This window comes from Paenibacillus sp. sgz302148 (assembly GCF_056120465.1).
The window spans coordinates 1-20,872 of the sequence record NZ_JBVYOJ010000019.1 but is presented as its reverse complement, the minus strand read 5'-3'; the positions used below and the strand labels follow the sequence as shown (position 1 = coordinate 20,872).

Genomic DNA, 20,872 nt, shown 5'->3' with positions numbered 1-20,872 from the left:
TTCCACTACATTTCCATGACGATTTGCACCGAAAAAAAGTAGCATATCTTAGTTTAATCTTTCCGAAGAAAGAAAACAACCGAGATATGCCACAGCTATCATTATGCATTCGATTGCAGCAATTCAAGCAATCTGTCCAAATCTTGCCGGGAATAATACGCCAGTTCAATCTTCCCTTTATCTTTATTGTGTTTGATTTTCACCGTTGTTTTAAACAGGTCACGCAAACTGTCTTCCACTTGCGTAATGTATGGATCCTGCTTCTTCAGCTTCGGTTTCTGGTTTTCTTTTTCCTTAACCTTCTCCTCCAGCTTTTTAATCGCATCCTCCAGCTCTCGAACGCTCCACTCGTTTTTGATCGTCAGATCAGCCAACTCTTTTTTCATCGCGTCGTTTTTGACACCGACAATCGCACGCGCATGTCCCATCGATAATGTTCCACGTGAAACATGATTTTTGATTTGCTCCGGCAATCCAAGCAAACGTAAGAAGTTAGCGATATGAGAACGGGATTTCCCAACCTTCAAGCTGAGCTCCTCTTGCGTTAAAGAAAAAGAATCAATTAACGATTGATAGGCTACTGCGATTTCAATCGCATTCAAATCCTCGCGCTGCAAGTTTTCGATCAGTGCAATTTCCATGACTTGCTGATCGGAAAATTTGCGAATGACTGCGGGAATCGTTGCATTGCCGCAAAATTGAGATGCGCGGAACCTACGCTCGCCGGCAATGATTTCGTAGCCTTTTAGTACGGTACGAACGATAATCGGTTGAATGACGCCGTGCTGCTTGATCGACTCCGCCAGTTCTTTGATCGAATCGTCATTGAATTGCTTGCGCGGCTGATATGGATTCGGACGCAGCTGCCCTAACGGAATGTCGACTACTTTGTCATCGTCGCTCACGCCTAGCGATGGAATTAATGCTTCCAGTCCTCTGCCCAAACCGACCTTACTTTTCATACGTAATCACTTCCTTCGCAAGTTCAAGATACACTTCTGCACCCTTCGATCTCGGATCGTAGGTGATGATGGATTGTCCATGGGACGGCGCTTCGCTTAAACGAACGTTTCTCGGGATAATCGTTGTGTATACTTTTTCTTGGAAGTATTTTTTTACTTCCTCAATCACTTGAATGCCTAAGTTCGTTCTTGCATCGAACATCGTCAGCAATACGCCTTCAATTTGAAGACTTGTATTTAAATGCTTCTGTACAAGACGAACTGTATTGAGCAGTTGGCTTAATCCTTCGAGCGCATAATACTCGCATTGAATCGGAATGATCACCGAGTCGGACGCCGTAAGTGAATTTACGGTCAAAATGCCAAGCGACGGCGGACAATCGATCAATATATAATCGAACATATGCTTTACGAGGTGCAGCGATTTTTTCAATCGTACCTCGCGGGAAATCGTAGGCACCAGTTCAATTTCGGCACCTGCGAGCTGGATCGTTGCCGGGATGATTTTTAAATTCGGAATATTCGTATCGACCATTGCATCCTTCGGATGAATGTCGTTAATAATGACATCATAGATACAATACTGAACATCGGCCTTATTAATGCCGATGCCACTCGTCGTATTCCCTTGCGGATCGATATCAACTAACAAAACTTTGCGGCCAAGCGAAGCTAGCGATGCCCCAAGATTGACGGATGTTGTTGTTTTACCAACCCCACCCTTCTGATTCGTTATTGCAATAATTTTTGACAACCTGTCCACCTCAAGTTCATTTTCATTAACATCGTTTCCCCAAAGATAAACGACTTGCGCCGACTGAATCGGCGCGTTCTTACCGATGAAAACCGCACAAACGACAGAAAAGCGGTCGATGCCGCTTTCTCAGCGTTACATATATTGTAATTCGGCCTATCGTTTCGGTATACGAATCACGATCTCGTAATGATCTTCATGATCCTGCTCGGCCGTTTTGATGTGCAGTCCGGAGCCCGACACCAATTCAACCGATTGACGAATCGTATTGACGGCAAGACGGACATCTTTTGTAAAAGAAACCCGCTTCGATTTCTTAATCTTCGCCGCTTCTTTATAGAAATTGACCCGAGCTTCCGTCTGCTTGACATTGAGCTCTTTCTCGACAACATCCTTCAGAACTTTCACCTGAAGGTCTTCCGATTCTAATGCAAGAAGCGCTCTTGCGTGCCGCTCCGTAATGCTGCGATCGAGCAAGGCGTTCTTGACCGGCTCCGACAAATTCAGCAGCCGTAATTTATTGGCGATAGTCGACTGACTTTTTCCTAATCGCTGTGCTAAGCTTTCTTGCGTTAAATCGTGAAGCTCAATCAACTTCTGATAAGCAATCGCTTCTTCAAGAGCCGTTAACCCTTCACGCTGAAGATTTTCAATTAACGCAATCGACGCTGCTTGCGAATCGTTAAATTCGCGGACAATGGCAGGGATCGATTCCAGTCCAAGTTTTTTGACCGCTCTCCATCGCCGTTCACCGGCAATAATCTCATGACGGCCGTTACGGATTCGTACGACGATCGGTTGAATGACGCCATGCGTTTTTATCGTTTGGCACAATTCATCGATCCGCTCGTCATCAAATATCGTACGAGGCTGATACGGACTCGGTACAATGTCAGCTACCGGTATGCTTTTTACTTCGTCCGTATTCGTCTTCTCCGTTAAACCAAACAATTTCGATAATTGCTCCTTCATACCGTTTGCTACCACCCGACATTATGTAAGATACAAAACCGTTTGTGTCACCGAGATATTCGCCAATAGGCTCACAAATTAGGCAGTCAGCGGTACATGGATACGTACCCCATGTTATGCCGTGCCGAACGTTTCACTGCAAACCACGTTTGAAAGTATGCGTTTACTCAAGCTTTTTCTTCAACGGAAGAGCATAAGACCGATGACACCATCAGAGTTACTATGACCCTATCATTTTGAAGAAAAAAAGAGAAGTGCCACAAACGAATGCGCCAAGAATAAACGGCAATCGCCATTTATGAAGCGAACCGTTTATTTAGGAAATGAAGATCTGTATAGGGTGAAAGTTGTATATGACTACAATCACCGTTTATCCTGCCCACACACATCGTCTAGTTAGTCAAGTTGCTATCACTTTATTAATTCTCCACGATTGTTTCGATTTCCTGCTTGACCTCATGAGACTTCCTAAAAATAATGTTTCACGTGGAACATTCAACGGCCGATTAACGGCATTTTTAGAGGAATTCCCGCTTTGCGCGGGTATTTTGCTGGAGTATTGTCATTTTTGTGAACAACGATAATGTGTCGACTCGATTGTTCAATCGGAAGCGTAAAAGGATGAACATGCTCTAATTTGCCGTTCAGCTGCTTCAAGCTATAGCCTGCTTCCGTAATTTCCTCGGTCGGATCCGAACCCTTCATCGCAACAAACTTGCCGCCCTTCCGAGCAAACGGCATGCAAAATTCGGCTAACACGTTTAATCGGGCTACCGCTCTTGCAGTGACGAGGTCAAACTTATCCCGATAGTTCGGGTTACGGGCAACATCCTCCGCCCGGCCATGCACGCATGTCACCCCGGTAAGTCCGAGTTCGCCGACAAGGTGGGTAAGAAATTGAATGCGTTTGTTGAGCGAGTCGACGATCATGACATCGATATGCGGAAACAATATTTTTAACGGAAGGCTTGGAAACCCAGCCCCCGAGCCGATGTCCGCCATCGTATGGACTTCATTCATAGGCAAAAAGAAAGAAAGGGAAGCAGAGTCGTAAAAATGTTTTACGTACACCTGCTCTCTTTCCGTTATTCCCGTCAAATTCATTTTTTCGTTCCATTCGACGAGCAGCTTGTAGTATGTCTCGAACTGCTGCCATTGCTGACCGCTTATAGCAATACCCTGTTCGGAAAGCATACCGCTAAATAATGTATAGGTTTGATCCATCGTTAGTTTACCCTCTTGCCGCGGTCACGCGGTTGTAATGTTCGAGATAGACGAGCAATATGGAAATATCCGCAGGCGTTACGCCGGCGATCCGGGAAGCCTGGCCGATCGAGATCGGGCGAATTTGTTCGAGGTTTGTTTTTGCCTCATTCGCCAATCCGTGAATGTCCTTATATACGATATCCTCGGGAATCCGCTTTTTCTCCATCTTCTGCAGCCGTTCCACATGCAACAGCTGTTTTTCGATGTAGCCGGAATATTTGATCTGGATTTCGACCTGCTCCTTCATTTCATCCGTCAATTCAGCCTGCGACGGCGACATCCGCTCGATATGTGCATACGTCACTTCCGGACGGCGAAGCAGCGAGATCAGATCGACCGCGTTATTGAGAACAACGCTGCCCGCTTCAGTCAAGATTTGCTGGATCGTTTCCTCCGGACGAACTTTGGTCGTTTTCAGGCGTTCGATTTCTTGATCTACCATCTCTTTTTTATGCATAAAACGATCAAAGCGCTCTTGCGTGATCAAACCGATATCGTAACCGATCGGCGTCAGCCGCAAATCCGCATTGTCATGACGCAGCAGCAGCCGGTACTCGGCACGCGATGTGAGCAGCCGGTAAGGCTCGTTTGTTCCCTTCGTCACGAGATCGTCGATCATGACGCCGATATAGCCTTGCGAACGGTCGATGACGACCCCATCCCTGCCTTGCGCTTTGCGCGCCGCATTGATGCCGGCCATGATGCCCTGCCCTGCCGCTTCCTCATAACCCGACGTGCCGTTGATTTGTCCTGCCGTGAACAAGTTCGGCAGCACTTTCGTCTCCAGTGTCGGCCACAATTGCGTCGGAACGACGGCATCGTATTCGATGGCATAGCCGGTTCGCATCATTTCGACTTTTTCAAGCCCCGGTATGGAACGCAAAATGCTCAACTGCACATCCTCCGGCATACTTGTCGACAAGCCTTGGACATAATATTCCGACGTATGGCGTCCTTCCGGCTCCAGGAAGATCTGATGCTTCGGCTTATCGCTGAACCGTACGATTTTGTCTTCGATCGACGGGCAATATTTCGGCCCCGCTCCTTCGATCGCTCCCGAGAACATCGGCGCACGATGCAGATTATCGCTGATGATCTGATGCGTCGTTTCCGAGGTATACGTCAGCCAACATGGAATTTGCTCATTCGTCGACGAGGTCGTTTCATACGAGAAAAATTTCGGATTGTCGTCGCCGGGCTGAATTTCCGTTTTCGAAAAATCGATCGTATCTTTGTGCACCCGCGGCGGCGTTCCGGTTTTGAAACGAACAAGCTTAAGACCGATATTGCGCAAGCTCTCCGACAATTTCAGAGACGGCTGTTGATTGTTCGGCCCGCTCTCGTACATCAATTCGCCCATAATGATTTTGCCGCGCAAATACGTGCCCGTCGTCACAACGATGGACTTGGCGCGGTATTCGGCCCCCGTCTTCGTCACGATGCCAACGCATACGCCGTCTTCTACGATGAGCTCTTCCGCCATCCCCTGACGCAAAGTCAAATGATCGGTCTCCTCGATCGTTTTCTTCATCACGTGCTGGTACATGAATTTGTCCGCTTGTGCGCGCAATGCGTGAACGGCAGGTCCCTTCCCTGTGTTCAACATCCGCAACTGAATGAACGTTTTGTCGATATTGCGCCCCATCTCTCCGCCGAGCGCGTCAATTTCGCGAACGACATGGCCTTTGGCCGGTCCGCCGATCGACGGATTACACGGCATAAAAGCCACCATGTCCAGATTGATCGTGAGCAGCAGCGTTTCGCAGCCCATCCGCGCCGATGCCAATGCCGCTTCGCAGCCTGCGTGGCCCGCGCCGATGACGATGACATCGTATTCCCCTGCCAGATATCCCATGATTAAACCCTCCTTAACGTTTTGCATGCTGCAAAACAATTGTTGATAGGATACATCCTATCGATAATTTATCGTTGTCCACAGTCGGACAAGTATGTCAACACCATCCCTGCGGATAAATTCAACCGTTTATTTCGGAAACTTATTCACAAGTGGATAACATTTTTCTTGCCAAGAAGAAAGAAAGAAAAGAACATCCTACACAAAGTCTTCACAGAGTGAAACTGAATTTCACTAGACAAGACAATTGCGCGCTACAACTTTCCTTCTCTCCCCCTACTCCTCTTTACTTCCCGTCATCCCTACATCTATTTACCCAGACAAAATTGGGAGAAAATTTGATCGATGAGCGAGTCTCCTACCGCATCGCCGATCACTTCGCCAAGCGATTCCCAGGCGCTTCGTAGGTCGATTTGGATCATGTCGATCGGGACCCGCATTTCAGCCGCCTCATATGCATCCTTGAGTGAAGTATATGCCGCGCGCAGCAAATGAATATGCCGGACATTGCTCACATAAGTCAAATCGTTCGACTCCAGCTTGCCGCTGAAAAACAACGAAGAAATCGCCTGCTCCAGGTCACGCATGCCTTTCTGCTCCCGCACCGCCGCAAGCACGACGCACTCTTGCGGGAATGCCGCATAGACCGCATCCATATCGACTTGCCGCGGCAGATCGCTTTTGTTCACGATCACGATGGATTGCCGATCCTTCACCTGCTCGATCAACTGAAGCTCATCCTCATGCAATGGCTCGTTCCCGTTGATCACAAGCAGAATCAGGTCCGCTTCGGCCAGCGCACTCTTCGATTTTTCTACGCCGATTTGTTCGACAATATCCGACGTTTCCCTCATTCCCGCCGTATCCAGCAGTTTGAGCGGAATGCCGCCAAGCGTAACATATTCCTCGATCACGTCTCGCGTCGTTCCGGGAATATCGGTTACGATCGCCTTATTCTCCTGCGCGAGCGCATTGAGCAGCGACGATTTGCCGACATTCGGCCGCCCGATAATCGCGGTAACGATCCCTTCGCGAAGGATTTTGCCCTCATTCGCGGTTCTCAGCAATTCGTCGATTTGGGCCATAACGATATTGCATTTATCTTGAATAAGCGACGCCGTCATCGATTCGACATCGTGCTCCGGATAGTCGATATTCACCTCGACATGCGCCATCAATTCGATTAATATATGCCGCAGTTCTTTGATCCGATTCGACAATACGCCTTCCACCTGCTTCAGCGCCACCGAAAACGCCCGGTCCGACTTCGACCGGATCAAGTCGATAACCGCTTCCGCCTGCGACAAGTCGATGCGCCCATTCAGGAACGCGCGTTTCGTGAATTCGCCCGGCTCGGCCAGCCGAACCCCTTGGCGCAGCAGCAGGTCCATCACCTTCTTAACCGAGATGACCCCGCCGTGGCAGCTAATCTCGACGACATCCTCCATCGTAAACGATCTCGGCGCCCGCATCAACGTGACAAGCACCTCTTCAATCCGCTCGTTCCGCTCCGGGTCGACAATGTGTCCATAATGCACCGTATGCGAAGCCGCATCCGTCAGTTTTTCTTTCGATTTGAAAATGCCATCCACGCGAACGATCGACTCGGGACCGCTCACGCGTATAATCGCGATGCCGCCTTCGCCGACGGCCGTCGAAATGGCCGCTATCGTATCGTACATCATCCGCTCCACCTCTTTTCCTTCCATTCCATAGGCTTGCCAACCGTTACTTTCTCTATGAGTCGAACTTGAACGACAAGCTCCTCTTGGTATATACAAAAAATGCAATGACTGCGTCGCATGCGCGAAGTCATTGCATTTCATCATGTGCGCATTATCGCATCGTAATGACGATTCTGCGGTTAGGATCTTCGCCCTTGCTGTACGTCTTCACCTTCGGATGGTCCTGCAGCTGGGCGTGAATGATTTTCCGCTCCTGCGGCGACATCGGCTCAAGCACGACCTCTTTCCGCGTTCGGATCACACGGCTTGCCAGCCGGTCGGACAGTTCCTCCAACGTCTTTTTACGGCGATTTCGAAAATTTTCCGCATCGAGCACGATACGAAGATAGGAATCGGAATAACGGTTAGCGACAATATTGACCAAATACTGCAGCGAGTCAAGCGTTTGGCCGCGGCGGCCGATCAGCATGCCAAGCTCCTTGCCGGTCAAATTCAGAATAACACCGTCTTTGTCTTCTTGCTTTTCTACGGAAACGTCAATATCCATCGCTTGACATACGTTTTGCAAAAACAAGATCGTTTCTTCGACGGCATCCGGAATATACTCTAGCTCGACTTTGGCGTCTTTCGAACCGATCAGGCCGAACAACCCTTTCGACGGTTGCTCCAGCACCGTCAATTTCACGCGGTCTTCGGTCGTATTCCATTGTGCTAACCCATTCTTCAATGCATCTTCTACCGTTTTACCCGATACGACAATTTTCTTCACTTCGAAGGAACCTCCTTGTTCTGCTTAGAGCCTCCATACAGGAAATAGTTTTGCACGATCGTGAAGATGTTGCTGTAGATCCAATAAAGCGGCAGCGCCGCCGGGAAGTTCAGGGCCATAACGAAAATCAGCACCGGGAAAATAAACATGAGCCCTTTCATCTGAGGTGCCGCCTGCGACGCCATCATTTTCGATTGAATGAACGTCGTTGCCGCAGCGATAACCGGCAAAATGTACAGATGATCCGGTTCGCCCAGCTTCAGCCATAGGAAACTATGTTCCCGAATGACCTGGCTTGTGTAAATCGCGTTGTAAAGCGCAATAAACACCGGCATTTGAATAATAAGCGGCAAACATCCGGCTAGCGGGTTAACCTGATGCTTCTGGAACAGCTTCATCGTTTCTTCCTGCTGTTTCTTCGCATCGTCCTTATACTTCTCTTTCAATTTCTTCAATTCAGGCTGCAAAGCTTGCATCGCTTTCGAGCTGCGCACTTGCTTGATCGTCAACGGCAAAATAAGCGAGCGAACGATAACCGTGAGCAACAGGATCGATAAACCGTATTGCCCCCAGAACCAGTTTGCAAACGTATCCAACATTAAAGCGAAATAGTAAACGACATTTTTCTCCCAGAAGTTGCCCTGGGCCAATCCTTCGGTTGTCGTCGTATGGCCGCTCTGTGTGCAGCCTGACAGGAACAATACTAGCAGAACAAGAGCCGCGAGTACGTACCATTTCCGCGAATTCTTTCGAGACAACATGCAAAACTCCTCTCTGAACCGTCCATATCCATACTAAACTATACCATATGTTAGACAACAAAGAAACAGCCTCACCTTTTCAAGAGAGAAGCTTTCCTTAATAGATGAAACACGCTTTTTTCGAGCTGTGCGTACTCCATGGAAACGGCCGGCTTGCGGACGATAAACACCAAATCGAAGTGCTCCGCGATTTCGGCTTCGTGCAGCCGCATAATCTCTTTGAGCAAACGGCGCATGTGGTTGCGGACGACCGCATTGCCTATTTTTTTGCTGGCGGAAATGCCGACCCGGAACGGATTCGCTTCCTTATTCGGCAGCACGTACAGCACCAATTGATGATTGGCCACCGATTTGCCGAACTTGTACACTTTGCTGAAATCTTCTCTACGGCTTAAACGCAATTGTTTTTGCAAGGGCAACTCTCCGTCTAGTCTTGAAACGGACTCGGATTACGATCAACGTTTCTTTATCCATTATTATACTTGGGCAAAATCGACCTTTTTATACTAAAAAAGACCACATGCCGTGGTCTCGTTCGGTTACGCACTCAGTACTTTTCTTCCTTTTTGACGACGAGCGCTCAGGACTTTACGTCCGTTCTTCGTGCTCATTCTCTTACGGAAACCGTGTACTTTTTTGCGCTTGCTGACATTCGGTTTAAACGTCGGTCTCATTTAGAATGCACCCCCTCACAGGTAATACGTTACGCATAAAACACCTTTATACATTAAACCATGTTCGGTTCCAAAAGTCAAACAAAAGCTGGGCGATCCTCGTGCCACTTTTTAGGAACATGTGCATAAGTAAAAATGAACAGGAAAATTATCAACAGAGCGCGAACTGTGTATAAAAAAATCGAAGCGCTGGCGAAAAAGGTCGGTCCTCAACAAATTATAAACAATATGTAGTGGTGTAGATAAAAAATATACACAACCTGTTGAATATGTGGATAAAAACAGGCGATTCGTTGAAAAATAAGGGTTTATCTGCTATGATGATAGTGTTTTGATTGTGGGCGGCTCCGATTTTTCCTCAATGTTATTAACAGCCTGTGGATAAGATTGTGAACAAAGTTCATCCCTATGTATAAGTTCCTCAAGAATTCTCTGAGCATTGTGGATATTTTCGACACCATTCGATATTCCTCATCTATTTGCGGCATGCGCCGTACCGCACCTTTGTCATTACTTTGAAGGAGATGAACGTACCTGTGGATGGCCATAATTACGAATTATGGCAGCAAGTGCTGTCTTTAATTCAGACCAAATTGAGCAAACCAAGCTTCGATACATGGTTCAAATCGACAAGGGTTGCTGTATTCAATGATGAGAAACTCGTCATCACGGCGCCCTCGACGTTTGCAGTGGAATGGCTGCAGAACCGTTATACGAAGATGGTTCGCGAGACGGTATTCGAGCTGCTCGACCGCCAGGTCGAAGTGCAGTTTATTGAAGATACGAAGTCGCCGGACGTCGCCGTACAGCAGCCGCAGGTTCAGATCGCGAAGCCGGCTGCCGCCGCTGCGGACGAGCCGTTCTATAATATGCTAAATCCCAAATATACGTTCGATACGTTCGTCATCGGCGTCAATAACCGGTTCGCGCATGCCGCCTCGCTGGCCGTCGCCGAAGCTCCGGCCAAATCGTACAATCCGCTCTTTTTGTATGGGGGCGTGGGATTAGGCAAAACGCACCTTATGCACGCGATCGGGCACTACATTTTGGAGCATAACCCGAATAGCCGCGTGCTTTATATTTCGTCGGAGAAATTTACGAACGAATTCATCAATGCGATCCGCGACAACAAGGGCGAAAGCTTCCGGAACAAGTACCGGAACATCGATATATTATTGATCGACGACATTCAGTTTTTGGCCGGCAAGGAGCAGACGCAGGAGGAGTTTTTCCATACGTTTAACGCGCTGCACGAAGAGAACAAGCAGATCATCATCTCGAGCGACCGGCCGCCGAAAGAAATTCCGACGCTGGAAGACCGACTCCGATCCCGGTTCGAATGGGGTCTGACGACCGACATCCAACCGCCGGATCTCGAGACGCGGATCGCCATTCTGCGCAAGAAGGCGAAAGCGGAGAACCTCGATATTCCGAACGAAGCGATGACGTACATCGCCAACCAAATCGATACGAACATCCGTGAGCTGGAGGGCGCGCTTATTCGCGTCGTCGCTTATTCTTCGCTGATTAATGCCGATATCTCGTCCCATCTGGCTGCGGAAGCGCTGAAGGACATCATTCCGTCCAGCCGGCCGAAGATGATTACGATCCAGGACATTCAGATGAAGGTCGGCGAGCTGTACGGGCTCAAGATCGAAGACTTCAAAGCGCGAAAAAGGACGAAAGCCGTCGCATTTCCGCGGCAAATCGCCATGTATTTGGCACGCGAGCTGACCGACTATTCGCTGCCCAAAATCGGCGAAGCGTTCGGCGGACGCGATCATACGACCGTCATCCATGCCCACGAGAAAATTACGGGCGTGCTGCAGCAGGACCAGGAATTGTACAAAATCATTCATAATTTGACGGAAAAAATAAAAAATCCAACGTGAACAACCGGGGAGCCTATGCACAAACTATTCACATGTGGATAGGCTTTTTCTATACCGTCTCGCCTTTGTTATCCACATATTAGACGTCCCTACTACGATTACTAATAAAAATATATATTATATTAATCTATGCACATGCGGATAACTTTAGAACCTTCGGCGGAACGAATCACGAATATGGCTTAAGGAGCGACACGATGAAAATTTCGATTTTAAAAAACGTATTGAACGAAGCGATCCAGAATGTATCCAAAGCGGTGTCCAGCCGTACGACGATTCCGATTCTAAGCGGCATTAAGGTCGATGTGACGCATTCCGGCGTAACGTTAACCGCCAGCGATACCGATATATCGATTCAGAGCTTTATTCCGACCGAAGCCGGCGACGATGTTCTTGTACAGATAATCCGTACGGGAAGCGTCGTTTTGCCTTCTAAATTTTTCTCGGAAATCGTCAAGAAGCTGCCGTCGCAAGAAGTAGAAATCGAAGTCATTGAGCATTTTCATACCTTTATCCGTTCCGGTTCTACCGAAATTCAGATGGTAGGCCTCGATCCGGAGGAGTATCCGGTATTGCCAAGCATTGAGGAAAACCATGTATTTTCCGTATCCGGCGACCTGCTCAAAACGATGATTCGTCAAACGGTGTTTGCGATTTCCACGACGGAATCTTCGCCGATTCTGACGGGCGTCTTGTGGAATTTGAAAGGAAGCCAATTGAAGTTCGTTGCAACCGACCGTCACCGGCTCGCAAGCCGCCAAGCCAATATTCAAGCCGATGAGCAGATCCAATTCGGCAATGTTGTCATTTCCGGCAAAACGCTGAATGAACTTAGCAAAATCGTTCCGGATCAAGACACGGTCGTCGATATCGTCGTCGCGGACAATCAAGTGCTGTTCAAGGTCGACCATGTGCTGTTTTATTCGCGCATTCTGGAAGGCACGTACCCGGATACATCCAAGATTATTCCGCAAACGTTCGAAACAGAACTTATTATGGACACGAAGCAGTTTACCGATGCGATCGATCGGGCATACCTATTGTCACGCGAGGAAAAAACGAACATCGTACGGCTGCAGACGCTCGATAACGGAACGATCGAAATTTCGTCGAGCTCGTCGGAGCTCGGCAAAGTAACAGAGCAGGTCGAAGCGAAGCATTATGCGGGACAACCCTTAAAAATTTCGTTTAACTCGAAATATATGCTGGACGTACTCAAAGTTATCGACAGCGAGTCGATTCATCTCGGATTTTCCGGCGCGATGAAGCCGATTATCGTGAAGCCGACGGATCATGTCGAAAGCCAGCATCTCATTTTGCCTTACCGAACGACGAATTGATGCGGAGAGGAAGGAAAGCGGCATGAAATCGATCGCGATTCAAACGGAATACATTACGCTCGGGCAATTTCTGAAGCTGGCCGACTGCATTTCGACCGGCGGACATGCCAAATTCTTTTTGCAGGAAACGAAAGTGATCGTGAACGGCGAGCCGGAAAACCGCCGCGGCCGGAAGCTGTACCACGGAGATACCGTCGAAGTGGACGGATGCGGGAAGTTTGCGGTCGAAAGGAAGGCATGAGCCTTGTTCCTCAAACGATTAACCGTACGCGATTATCGCAATTACGATCAACTGGAGATTAGTACCGACCACAAGGTTAATATTTTTATCGGCTCGAACGCCCAAGGGAAGACGAATTTGCTCGAAGCGATTCTGGTTCTTGCCTTGACCAAGTCCCACCGGACGTCGAAGGATAAAGAACTGATTCGCTGGAATGAATCGGTTGCCCATCTTTCGGGCGAGGTGGATAAGAAATACGGATTGTGCAAGCTCGACCTGTCGATTTCGACGCAAGGCAAAAAAGCGAAAATCAACGGGCTCGAGCAGCGCAAACTAAGCGATTTTATCGGATCGTTAAACGTCGTCATGTTCGCCCCGGAGGACCTAGAAATCGTCAAAGGAAATCCCGGCATCCGGCGGCGTTTTCTCGATATGGAGATCGGCCAGGTTCACCCCGCGTACTTGTACGAGCTGCAGCAATATCAGAAAATTTTAGTGCAGCGCAACAACTACTTGAAGCAGTCGTACCAACAGCACAACCTGAACGCGGCCATGTTGGAAGTCTGGAATGAGCAGCTCGCGGCAAGCGGTGTTAAAATCATGAAAAAAAGGCAAAGCTTTATAAAAAAACTGCAAGTGTGGGCGGAAAAAATTCACGATGGCATAACAAATGGCAAAGAACGGCTCGAAATCGTCTATAATCCGTCGCTAGAGCACGACGCGTTGGAAGATGAAGCTGTTTTATCTGACCGATTTATGGTAAAGTTATCACAAATGCAGGATCAGGAAATGCGCCGCGGCATGACGCTTGTCGGACCGCATCGCGATGACCTGTCCTTTTACATTAATGGGAAGTTTGCCCAAACGTTTGGCTCGCAAGGCCAGCAGCGGACGACCGCCTTGTCGCTCAAGCTGGCGGAAATCGAGCTGATCGGCGAGGAAATCGGCGAATATCCGGTACTGCTGCTGGATGACGTATTGTCCGAATTGGATCGGAATCGGCAGACGCAGCTCATCGAAACGTTCCAGAGCAAGGTGCAGACGTTTATTACGACGACCGGCATCGAAAGCGTTGACTTGAACAAGCTTCAAGGCGCGAATATGTTCCACGTGGATCAAGGCAAAGTACTGTAGGGCGTACGGCGGCCGCCGGCTTAAGGCGCACCCTATGCGAAGGAGTTGGCAAACGATGTACATCCATCTTGGCGGGGAAAAAATTATTCGTTCCGCGGAACTCGTAGCGATTTTTGATATATCGATAGAGCAATCGTCCAAGCTGTCCAAGCAATTTATTTCTCATGCGATCAAAAGCAAAACCGTGGAGACGATCGGGGAAGAGGAAGCGAAGTCCATCGTCGTCACCCTTGAAAAAATATACTATTCACCAATCTCGTCATCGACGTTGAAAAAGCGCGCCCATCATTTTGTTGCGCCTTAACCCGTGCTATACTGAATAAGAAGAAGTAGATGGAGGTAGGCAAATGAGTGAGCATACTTATGATGAAAGCCAGATACAGGTACTCGAAGGTCTTGAAGCGGTTCGCAAAAGACCCGGCATGTACATCGGTTCGACGAGCGGCAAAGGTCTTCATCATCTCGTATGGGAAGTTGTCGACAACAGTATCGACGAAGCGCTGGCCGGCTATTGCACGAAAATCGACGTCATCGTCCATCAGGATAACAGCATTACCGTCATCGATAATGGGCGGGGGATCCCTGTCGGCGAAAACGCGAAGCTGAAAAAATCGACGCTTGAAGTCGTCATGACCGTCTTGCACGCAGGCGGCAAATTCGGCGGCGAAGGCTACAAGGTGTCCGGCGGTTTGCACGGCGTCGGCGTTTCGGTCGTGAATGCGCTATCCGAACTTGTCGTGGTGACGGTCAAATTGAACGGCAAAATCCACCGTCAGGAATATCGCAGAGGCGTGCCGCAATATGACGTGAAAGTGATCGGCGAAACCGAAGAAACGGGAACGACCGTAACGTTTAAGCCGGATCCGGAAATTTTCACGGATACGACCGAATACGAATACGATACGCTGCAAGCACGGATTCGCGAGCTTGCCTTTTTGAATAAAGGGATCGAAATTACGTTAACGGATGAGCGCACCGGCGCATCCGGCAACTTCAAATACGATGGCGGCATCATCTCGTTCGTCGAATATTTGAACCGCAATCGCGAGCCGTTGCACCAGCCGCCGATTTATGTCGAAGGCTCCAAGGATAACATTCAAGTCGAGGTTGCGCTGCAGTATAATGACAGCTATACCGAGAACATTTATTCGTTCGCGAACAATATCAACACGCATGAAGGCGGTACGCACGAGTCCGGCTTCAAAAGCGCGTTGACCCGGATCATTAACGAGTATGCGCGCAAGACGAACATGATTAAAGACAACGACTCCAACTTGTCCGGCGACGACGTTCGTGAAGGCTTGACGGCGATCATTTCTGTCAAGATTCCGGAGCCGCAATTTGAAGGACAAACGAAGACGAAGCTTGGCAACAGCGAAGTCCGCGGTATCGTCGAATCGTTCTTCGCGGAGAAGTTCCAGGAGTTCTTGAACGAAAATCCGGCCGTCTCCAAGCGGATTATGGAGAAGGGGCTGCAGGCTGCGCGTGCCCGGGAAGCCGCCCGCAAAGCGCGCGAACTGACGCGGCGCAAGAGTGCGCTGGAAGTAAGCTCACTTCCGGGCAAGCTAGCCGATTGCTCGTCCAAGGATGCTTCAGTCAGCGAAGTATTCCTCGTCGAAGGTGATTCTGCCGGAGGCTCGGCGAAGCAAGGACGCGATCGTCACTTCCAGGCGATTCTGCCGCTCAAAGGGAAAATCCTTAACGTAGAGAAAGCCCGTTTAGATCGGATCTTGTCCAACGACGAGATTCGCGCGATCATTACGGCGCTCGGAACGGGGATTGCCGACGATTTCGACATTACGAAGGCACGTTACCACAAAGTCATTATAATGACCGATGCCGACGTCGACGGAGCGCATATTCGTACGCTGCTGCTCACGTTCTTTTATCGTTATATGCGCAAAATTATCGAAAGCGGTTATGTCTATATCGCTCAGCCGCCGTTGTTCAAGCTGGAGCGGAATAAAGTGGTTCGATATGCGGGAAGCGAAAAAGAACGGGATGAAGTTTTGGCGGAATTCGGAGAAGGCGTAAAGGTCAACGTACAGCGTTACAAAGGTCTCGGCGAGATGAACGCGACTCAGCTATGGGAAACAACGATGGATCCGGAGAGCCGCACGATGCTGCAGGTAACGATCCAGGACGCCATGGAGGCGGATGCGATGTTCGACACGCTGATGGGCGACAATGTCGAGCCGCGGCGGGAGTTTATTCAGCAGCACGCAAATATTGTTAGAGATCTCGATTTTTAAAATAAATAGATGCAGCATTGAAATACGCACTTTAGTGATAGCTTACGAAAATAGTTTTGCTACGCAAAACTAAGCGGATGCTTACGAAGATAGTTTTGCTCCGCAAAACTTTTAGGAGGGGTGAAGCATGGCTGAAGAAAATCATTCCCAGATTACAGACCGGGATATCGGCGTAGAAATGCGCGATTCCTTTATGAGCTATGCGATGAGCATTATCGTCAGCCGCGCTCTGCCTGATGTAAGGGACGGATTAAAACCGGTGCACCGCAGAATATTGTACGCGATGTCGGAGCTTGGCATGGCGCCGGATAAACCATACAAAAAATCGGCGAGAATCGTCGGTGAAGTTATCGGTAAATACCATCCGCACGGCGATTCGGCTGTTTATGATACGATGGTCCGGATGGCGCAAGACTTCTCGCTTCGTTACATGCTTATAGACGGGCATGGCAACTTTGGATCGATTGACGGCGACTATGCGGCCGCAATGCGTTATACGGAGGCGCGTCTGTCCAAAATCTCGTCCGAAATGCTACGCGACCTGAACAAAGAGACGGTTGATTTCGTACCGAACTACGACGGCGAAGAGCAAGAGCCGGCCGTACTTCCCGCACGGTTCCCGAACCTGCTCGTCAATGGCGTATCGGGTATTGCTGTCGGTATGGCGACGAATATTCCGCCCCATAATCTAGGAGAGGTTATTGACGGATTGCAGGCATTCATGCGTAATCCCGATATTACTCCACTGGAACTGATGCATTATATTAAAGGCCCGGATTTCCCGACATCCGGATATATTATCGGCCGGGAAGGCATCAAGCAAGCTTACGCGACCGGTCGCGGCTCCGTTACGATGCGGGCCAAGGCAACGATCGAAGAGAACAACAACAAAGCGAGAATTATTGTCCACGAGCTGCCGTATCAAGTGATTAAAGCCCGTTTGGTCGAGAAAATCGCCGAGCTTGTGCGCGAGAAGAAAATCGACGGCATTACCGATTTGCGCGACGAATCGGACCGTAACGGGATGCGCATCGTGATCGAGCTTCGCCGTGACGTGAATCCGAACGTCGTTCTGAACAATTTGTACAAGCATACCGCGATGCAATCGAACTTCGGTATCAACATGGTCGCTCTCGTTAACCGCGAGCCGAAACTGTTGAATCTCAAGGACGTGCTTTATCATTATTTGCAGCACCAGATCGAAGTTATTCGTCGCCGCACGGAATTCGACCTGCGCAAGGCGGAAGCGCGCGCTCACATTTTGGAAGGGCTGCGCATCGCGCTTGACCATTTGGATGAAGTCATTGCGCTGATTCGCGCTTCAAAGACCGACGAAGAAGCACGCGATGGGTTAATGTCCCGATTCGGTTTATCGTTCGAGCAGGCCCAGGCGATTTTGGACATGCGTCTGCGCCGTCTGACCGGTTTGGAACGCGAGAAAATCGAGGCCGAATATGCCGAATTGCTGCAGAAGATCGCCGAATACAAAGCGATCCTCGCGGACGAGCAGCTCGTGCTGGACATCATCAGCACGGAGCTGAACGAGATCAAGGAACGATTCGGAGACGAGCGCCGGACGGAAATTACGATCGGCGAAGACAGTATTCTGGACGAGGACTTGATTCCGCAAGAGGAAGTTATCGTGACCGTAACGCATACCGGATACATCAAACGTCTGCCGTTAACGACCTACCGCAGCCAGAAGCGGGGCGGCAAAGGCGTAATCGGTATGGATACGAAGGATAACGACTTCGTGGAACATTTATTCGTAACGAACTCGCACCATTATTTGATGTTCTTTACGAACAAAGGCAAAGTGTACCGGATCAAAGCGTACGAAATTCCGGAGCTCGGCCGTACGGCAAGAGGGACGCCGATCATCAACCTGATTCAGATCGAGCAGGGCGAAACGGTCAATGCGGTCATTCCGGTGCAAAGCTTCGATTCGGAGCATTATTTGTTCTTCGCATCGAGACAAGGCGTCGTTAAGAAAACGCCGCTTGACGATTACGGCAACATCCGCAAAGGCGGCCTGATCGCGATTACACTGCGTGAGGACGACGATCTGATCGGCGTCAAGCTGACCGACGGCAACAAAGAAATTATTATGGGGACGAGCCAAGGGATGTCCATTCGATTCCCGGAACAGGACGTGCGTTCGATGGGCCGCTCCGCAACCGGGGTCAAAGGCATTCAATTGGACGAAGGCGACACCGTCATCGATATGGACGTTGTCTCGACCGACGATGACGTACTGATCGTAACGTCGAAAGGCTACGGCAAACGGACGCCAATGGACGAATACCGCGTTCAGTCGCGCGGCGGCAAAGGAATCAAGACGCTAAACGTAACGGCCAAGAACGGCCCAGTCGTTTGTCTGAAGGTCGTTAATAACGACGACGATCTGATGATTATTACCGCTTCGGGAACATTGATCCGGATGAGCATGTCCGGCATTTCCACGATGGGCCGGTATACGCAGGGCGTTCGGTTAATCAATATACGCGAAGACGATACGGTTTCGACAGTTAGCCCAACGGAAAAGAGCGAAGAGGTCGATTTGTCGGAAAACGCAGAGGATGAAGAGGGAAGCGAATCTTAATTCGCTTCTTTTCCTTAATTTTTGGATGAGAATGTTCTACAGCAAGATGGAATTCGGCGAAAAGAAGGTGTGAATGGATGGCAATCGTTCCCGTATCACAATTGAAGCCCGGTGAAAAGTTGGATCAGAATGTCCATACCTCGCTTGGAGGCGTGCTGTTCAACAAGGGCAAAGTCATCACGTTGCGCGAGATCGAAATATTGCAAGCTTTTCTCGTACCGTCGGTATCGGTTGAATCAAAGGGGCGTTTTGAAGATCAGGGCAAAGCGGAAGAATTAAAGGCTGGCGAAGAGGCGAACCCAACACCGCACCCATTCCATGCCGAATACGACAAGATGCTTGCTTTGCTGAAAAAAGGGTTCAATTTCGCAAATTCCAGCCATCCCGTTCCGATGTTGGACATTCGGACACAACTGGAAGCGCTCATTGCCCAAATCGATTACTACAACGTTTTGACCTTCGCACCCAAAAACGCGAATAAACACGATTACATGTATCATAACGGCATCATGGTTGCATTGACCTCGTATGTATTGGCGAAGTGGCACAGCATGCCGCCGAAGGACCTGATGCAAATCGCACTCGCGGGTTTATTTCACGATATCGGGAATATGAAGGTCGATCCAGCCCTTCTGAATAAACCGGGCAAGCTGACGTCTGAGGAGGCGGAAGAAGTCCGGAAGCATACGATTTACGGTTATAACATCCTGAAGAATGTTCCCGCGCTGAATGAAGGGGTTAAGTTAGCTGCGTTGCAGCATCATGAAAAAATGGACGGAACAGGGTATCCGTTAGGAGTCGGAGACGGCAAAATTCATACGTATGCCCGTATTGTAGCCATCGCCGATGTATTTCATGCCATGACCTCTTCACGCAGCTACAAGGATGCGTCTTCGCCTTATCTCGTGCTGGAGCAGATCTTCTCGGAATCGTTCGGCAAGCTTGATCCTGTGCTCGTACAGACATTTATCCATCGCGTAACACAGTTCCACAATGGTACGGTCGTCCGATTAAGCGATAACCGCGTTGGGGAAATCATCTTCTCCGATCGCGCGAATCCTACCCGCCCATGGGTGAATGTCGATGGAACGATCGTCAATTTAACGATCGAAAGGCAGCTTTTTATACAAGATGTAATCAAAATTTGAAAAAGCTTGCAATTGTATAGCGATCTGTGGTACATTATTTCTCGCCCCTTCGGAGGTAAAGATGATGGATCACAGATTTTTTGTTTCTGAATCACCTCGAAAAAGTTTTTTAAAAAAAGCTTGCAAAGAAGTAGGCGAATGTGATATATTATAAAGGTCGCCAATGAAACGGCGATAAACGAAAAAAGAAACGAATTGTTCTTTGAAAACTGAACAACGAGCGAATAAGCCAAAGTTTTAAAATGAGCACAAATCAGCTTTTCTTTAATGGAGAGTTTGATCCTGGCTCAGGACGAACGCTGGCGGCGTGCCTAATACATGCAAGTCGAGCGGAGTTATTCCTTCGGGGATAGCTTAGCGGCGGACGGGTGAGTAACACGTAGGTAACCTGCCTGTAAGACTGGGATAACTATCGGAAACGATAGCTAAGACCGGATAGGAGCTTTCCCCGCATGAGGAGAGCTGGAAAAGCGGAGTAATCTGCTGCTTACAGATGGACCTGCGGCGCATTAGCTAGTTGGTGAGGTAACGGCTCACCAAGGCGACGATGCGTAGCCGACCTGAGAGGGTGAACGGCCACACTGGG

The 20,872-nt window shown here is 49.1% G+C and carries 18 protein-coding genes and 1 rRNA gene; 9 read left to right on the top strand and 10 right to left on the bottom strand.

Annotation, left to right across the window (positions count from 1 at the left end; all coding sequences use genetic code 11):
* Positions 1-101: 101 nt before the first annotated feature.
* The 10 genes from AC0LWM_RS24590 to rpmH form a co-directional block, all read right to left on the bottom strand.
* The gene (locus AC0LWM_RS24590; RefSeq protein ID WP_474677653.1) at positions 102-962 is read right to left on the bottom strand and encodes a ParB/RepB/Spo0J family partition protein; all 861 of its coding nucleotides are present in this window, start codon (positions 960-962) and stop codon (positions 102-104) included.
* A complete protein-coding gene (locus AC0LWM_RS24585; RefSeq protein ID WP_474677652.1) occupies positions 952-1,716 on the bottom strand; it encodes a ParA family protein in 765 nt (254 codons plus the stop codon). The genes AC0LWM_RS24590 and AC0LWM_RS24585 overlap by 11 nt, the downstream gene beginning before the upstream one ends.
* 156 nt (positions 1,717-1,872) lie before the next feature.
* Positions 1,873-2,688: a nucleoid occlusion protein gene (noc, locus tag AC0LWM_RS24580; RefSeq protein WP_474677651.1), complete on the bottom strand. Its 816-nt coding sequence runs from the start codon at positions 2,686-2,688 to the stop codon at positions 1,873-1,875.
* 495 nt (positions 2,689-3,183) lie between these two features.
* Positions 3,184-3,912 (bottom strand): 16S rRNA (guanine(527)-N(7))-methyltransferase RsmG, encoded by a 729-nt coding sequence (gene rsmG / locus AC0LWM_RS24575; protein WP_474677650.1) that lies wholly within the window; start codon positions 3,910-3,912, stop codon positions 3,184-3,186.
* A gap of 7 nt (positions 3,913-3,919) precedes the next feature.
* Positions 3,920-5,809, bottom strand: a complete 1,890-nt coding sequence (mnmG, locus tag AC0LWM_RS24570; RefSeq protein ID WP_474677649.1) for a tRNA uridine-5-carboxymethylaminomethyl(34) synthesis enzyme MnmG — start codon at positions 5,807-5,809, stop codon at positions 3,920-3,922.
* Between the two features lie 308 nt (positions 5,810-6,117).
* On the bottom strand, positions 6,118-7,494 hold the full coding sequence (gene mnmE, locus AC0LWM_RS24565) for a tRNA uridine-5-carboxymethylaminomethyl(34) synthesis GTPase MnmE (RefSeq protein ID WP_474677770.1): 1,377 nt from the start codon (positions 7,492-7,494) through the stop codon (positions 6,118-6,120).
* Between the two features lie 151 nt (positions 7,495-7,645).
* Entirely contained in the window at positions 7,646-8,263 is a 618-nt protein-coding gene (jag, locus tag AC0LWM_RS24560) for an RNA-binding cell elongation regulator Jag/EloR (protein WP_474677648.1), read from the bottom strand.
* On the bottom strand, positions 8,260-9,024 hold the full coding sequence (gene yidC, locus AC0LWM_RS24555; RefSeq protein WP_474677647.1) for a membrane protein insertase YidC: 765 nt from the start codon (positions 9,022-9,024) through the stop codon (positions 8,260-8,262). Before yidC ends, jag begins: the two co-directional genes overlap by 4 nt.
* A gap of 71 nt (positions 9,025-9,095) precedes the next feature.
* Positions 9,096-9,437 carry a ribonuclease P protein component gene (rnpA, locus tag AC0LWM_RS24550; RefSeq protein WP_474677646.1) on the bottom strand — a complete coding sequence of 114 codons (342 nt, stop codon included), beginning with the start codon at positions 9,435-9,437 and terminating at the stop codon, positions 9,096-9,098.
* 126 nt (positions 9,438-9,563) lie between these two features.
* Positions 9,564-9,698, bottom strand: coding sequence for a 50S ribosomal protein L34 (gene rpmH / locus AC0LWM_RS24545; RefSeq protein WP_474677645.1), 135 nt, complete (start codon positions 9,696-9,698; stop codon positions 9,564-9,566).
* Positions 9,699-10,234: 536 nt separating this feature from the next.
* Between rpmH and dnaA the strand changes: the two genes are divergently transcribed.
* The 9 genes from dnaA to AC0LWM_RS24500 form a co-directional block, all read left to right on the top strand.
* Positions 10,235-11,590, top strand: coding sequence for a chromosomal replication initiator protein DnaA (dnaA, locus tag AC0LWM_RS24540; RefSeq protein ID WP_474677644.1), 1,356 nt, complete (start codon positions 10,235-10,237; stop codon positions 11,588-11,590).
* 197 nt (positions 11,591-11,787) lie between these two features.
* Positions 11,788-12,930, top strand: a complete 1,143-nt coding sequence (dnaN, locus tag AC0LWM_RS24535; RefSeq protein WP_474677643.1) for a DNA polymerase III subunit beta — start codon at positions 11,788-11,790, stop codon at positions 12,928-12,930.
* Positions 12,931-12,952: 22 nt separating this feature from the next.
* Positions 12,953-13,171, top strand: coding sequence for a S4 domain-containing protein YaaA (gene yaaA, locus AC0LWM_RS24530; RefSeq protein ID WP_474677642.1), 219 nt, complete (start codon positions 12,953-12,955; stop codon positions 13,169-13,171).
* Between the two features lie 3 nt (positions 13,172-13,174).
* Positions 13,175-14,284: a DNA replication/repair protein RecF gene (recF, locus tag AC0LWM_RS24525; protein WP_474677641.1), complete on the top strand. Its 1,110-nt coding sequence runs from the start codon at positions 13,175-13,177 to the stop codon at positions 14,282-14,284.
* Between the two features lie 55 nt (positions 14,285-14,339).
* Entirely contained in the window at positions 14,340-14,588 is a 249-nt protein-coding gene (gene remB / locus AC0LWM_RS24520) for an extracellular matrix regulator RemB (RefSeq protein WP_474677640.1), read from the top strand.
* A gap of 43 nt (positions 14,589-14,631) precedes the next feature.
* Positions 14,632-16,536, top strand: a complete 1,905-nt coding sequence (gyrB, locus tag AC0LWM_RS24515; protein WP_474677639.1) for a DNA topoisomerase (ATP-hydrolyzing) subunit B — start codon at positions 14,632-14,634, stop codon at positions 16,534-16,536.
* A 127-nt stretch (positions 16,537-16,663) separates the two neighbouring features.
* Positions 16,664-19,138, top strand: a complete 2,475-nt coding sequence (gene gyrA, locus AC0LWM_RS24510) for a DNA gyrase subunit A (RefSeq protein ID WP_474677638.1) — start codon at positions 16,664-16,666, stop codon at positions 19,136-19,138.
* Positions 19,139-19,215: 77 nt separating this feature from the next.
* On the top strand, positions 19,216-20,286 hold the full coding sequence (locus AC0LWM_RS24505) for an HD-GYP domain-containing protein (RefSeq protein WP_474677637.1): 1,071 nt from the start codon (positions 19,216-19,218) through the stop codon (positions 20,284-20,286).
* A gap of 264 nt (positions 20,287-20,550) precedes the next feature.
* Positions 20,551-20,872, top strand: a 16S ribosomal RNA gene (locus AC0LWM_RS24500); the annotation flags it as partial.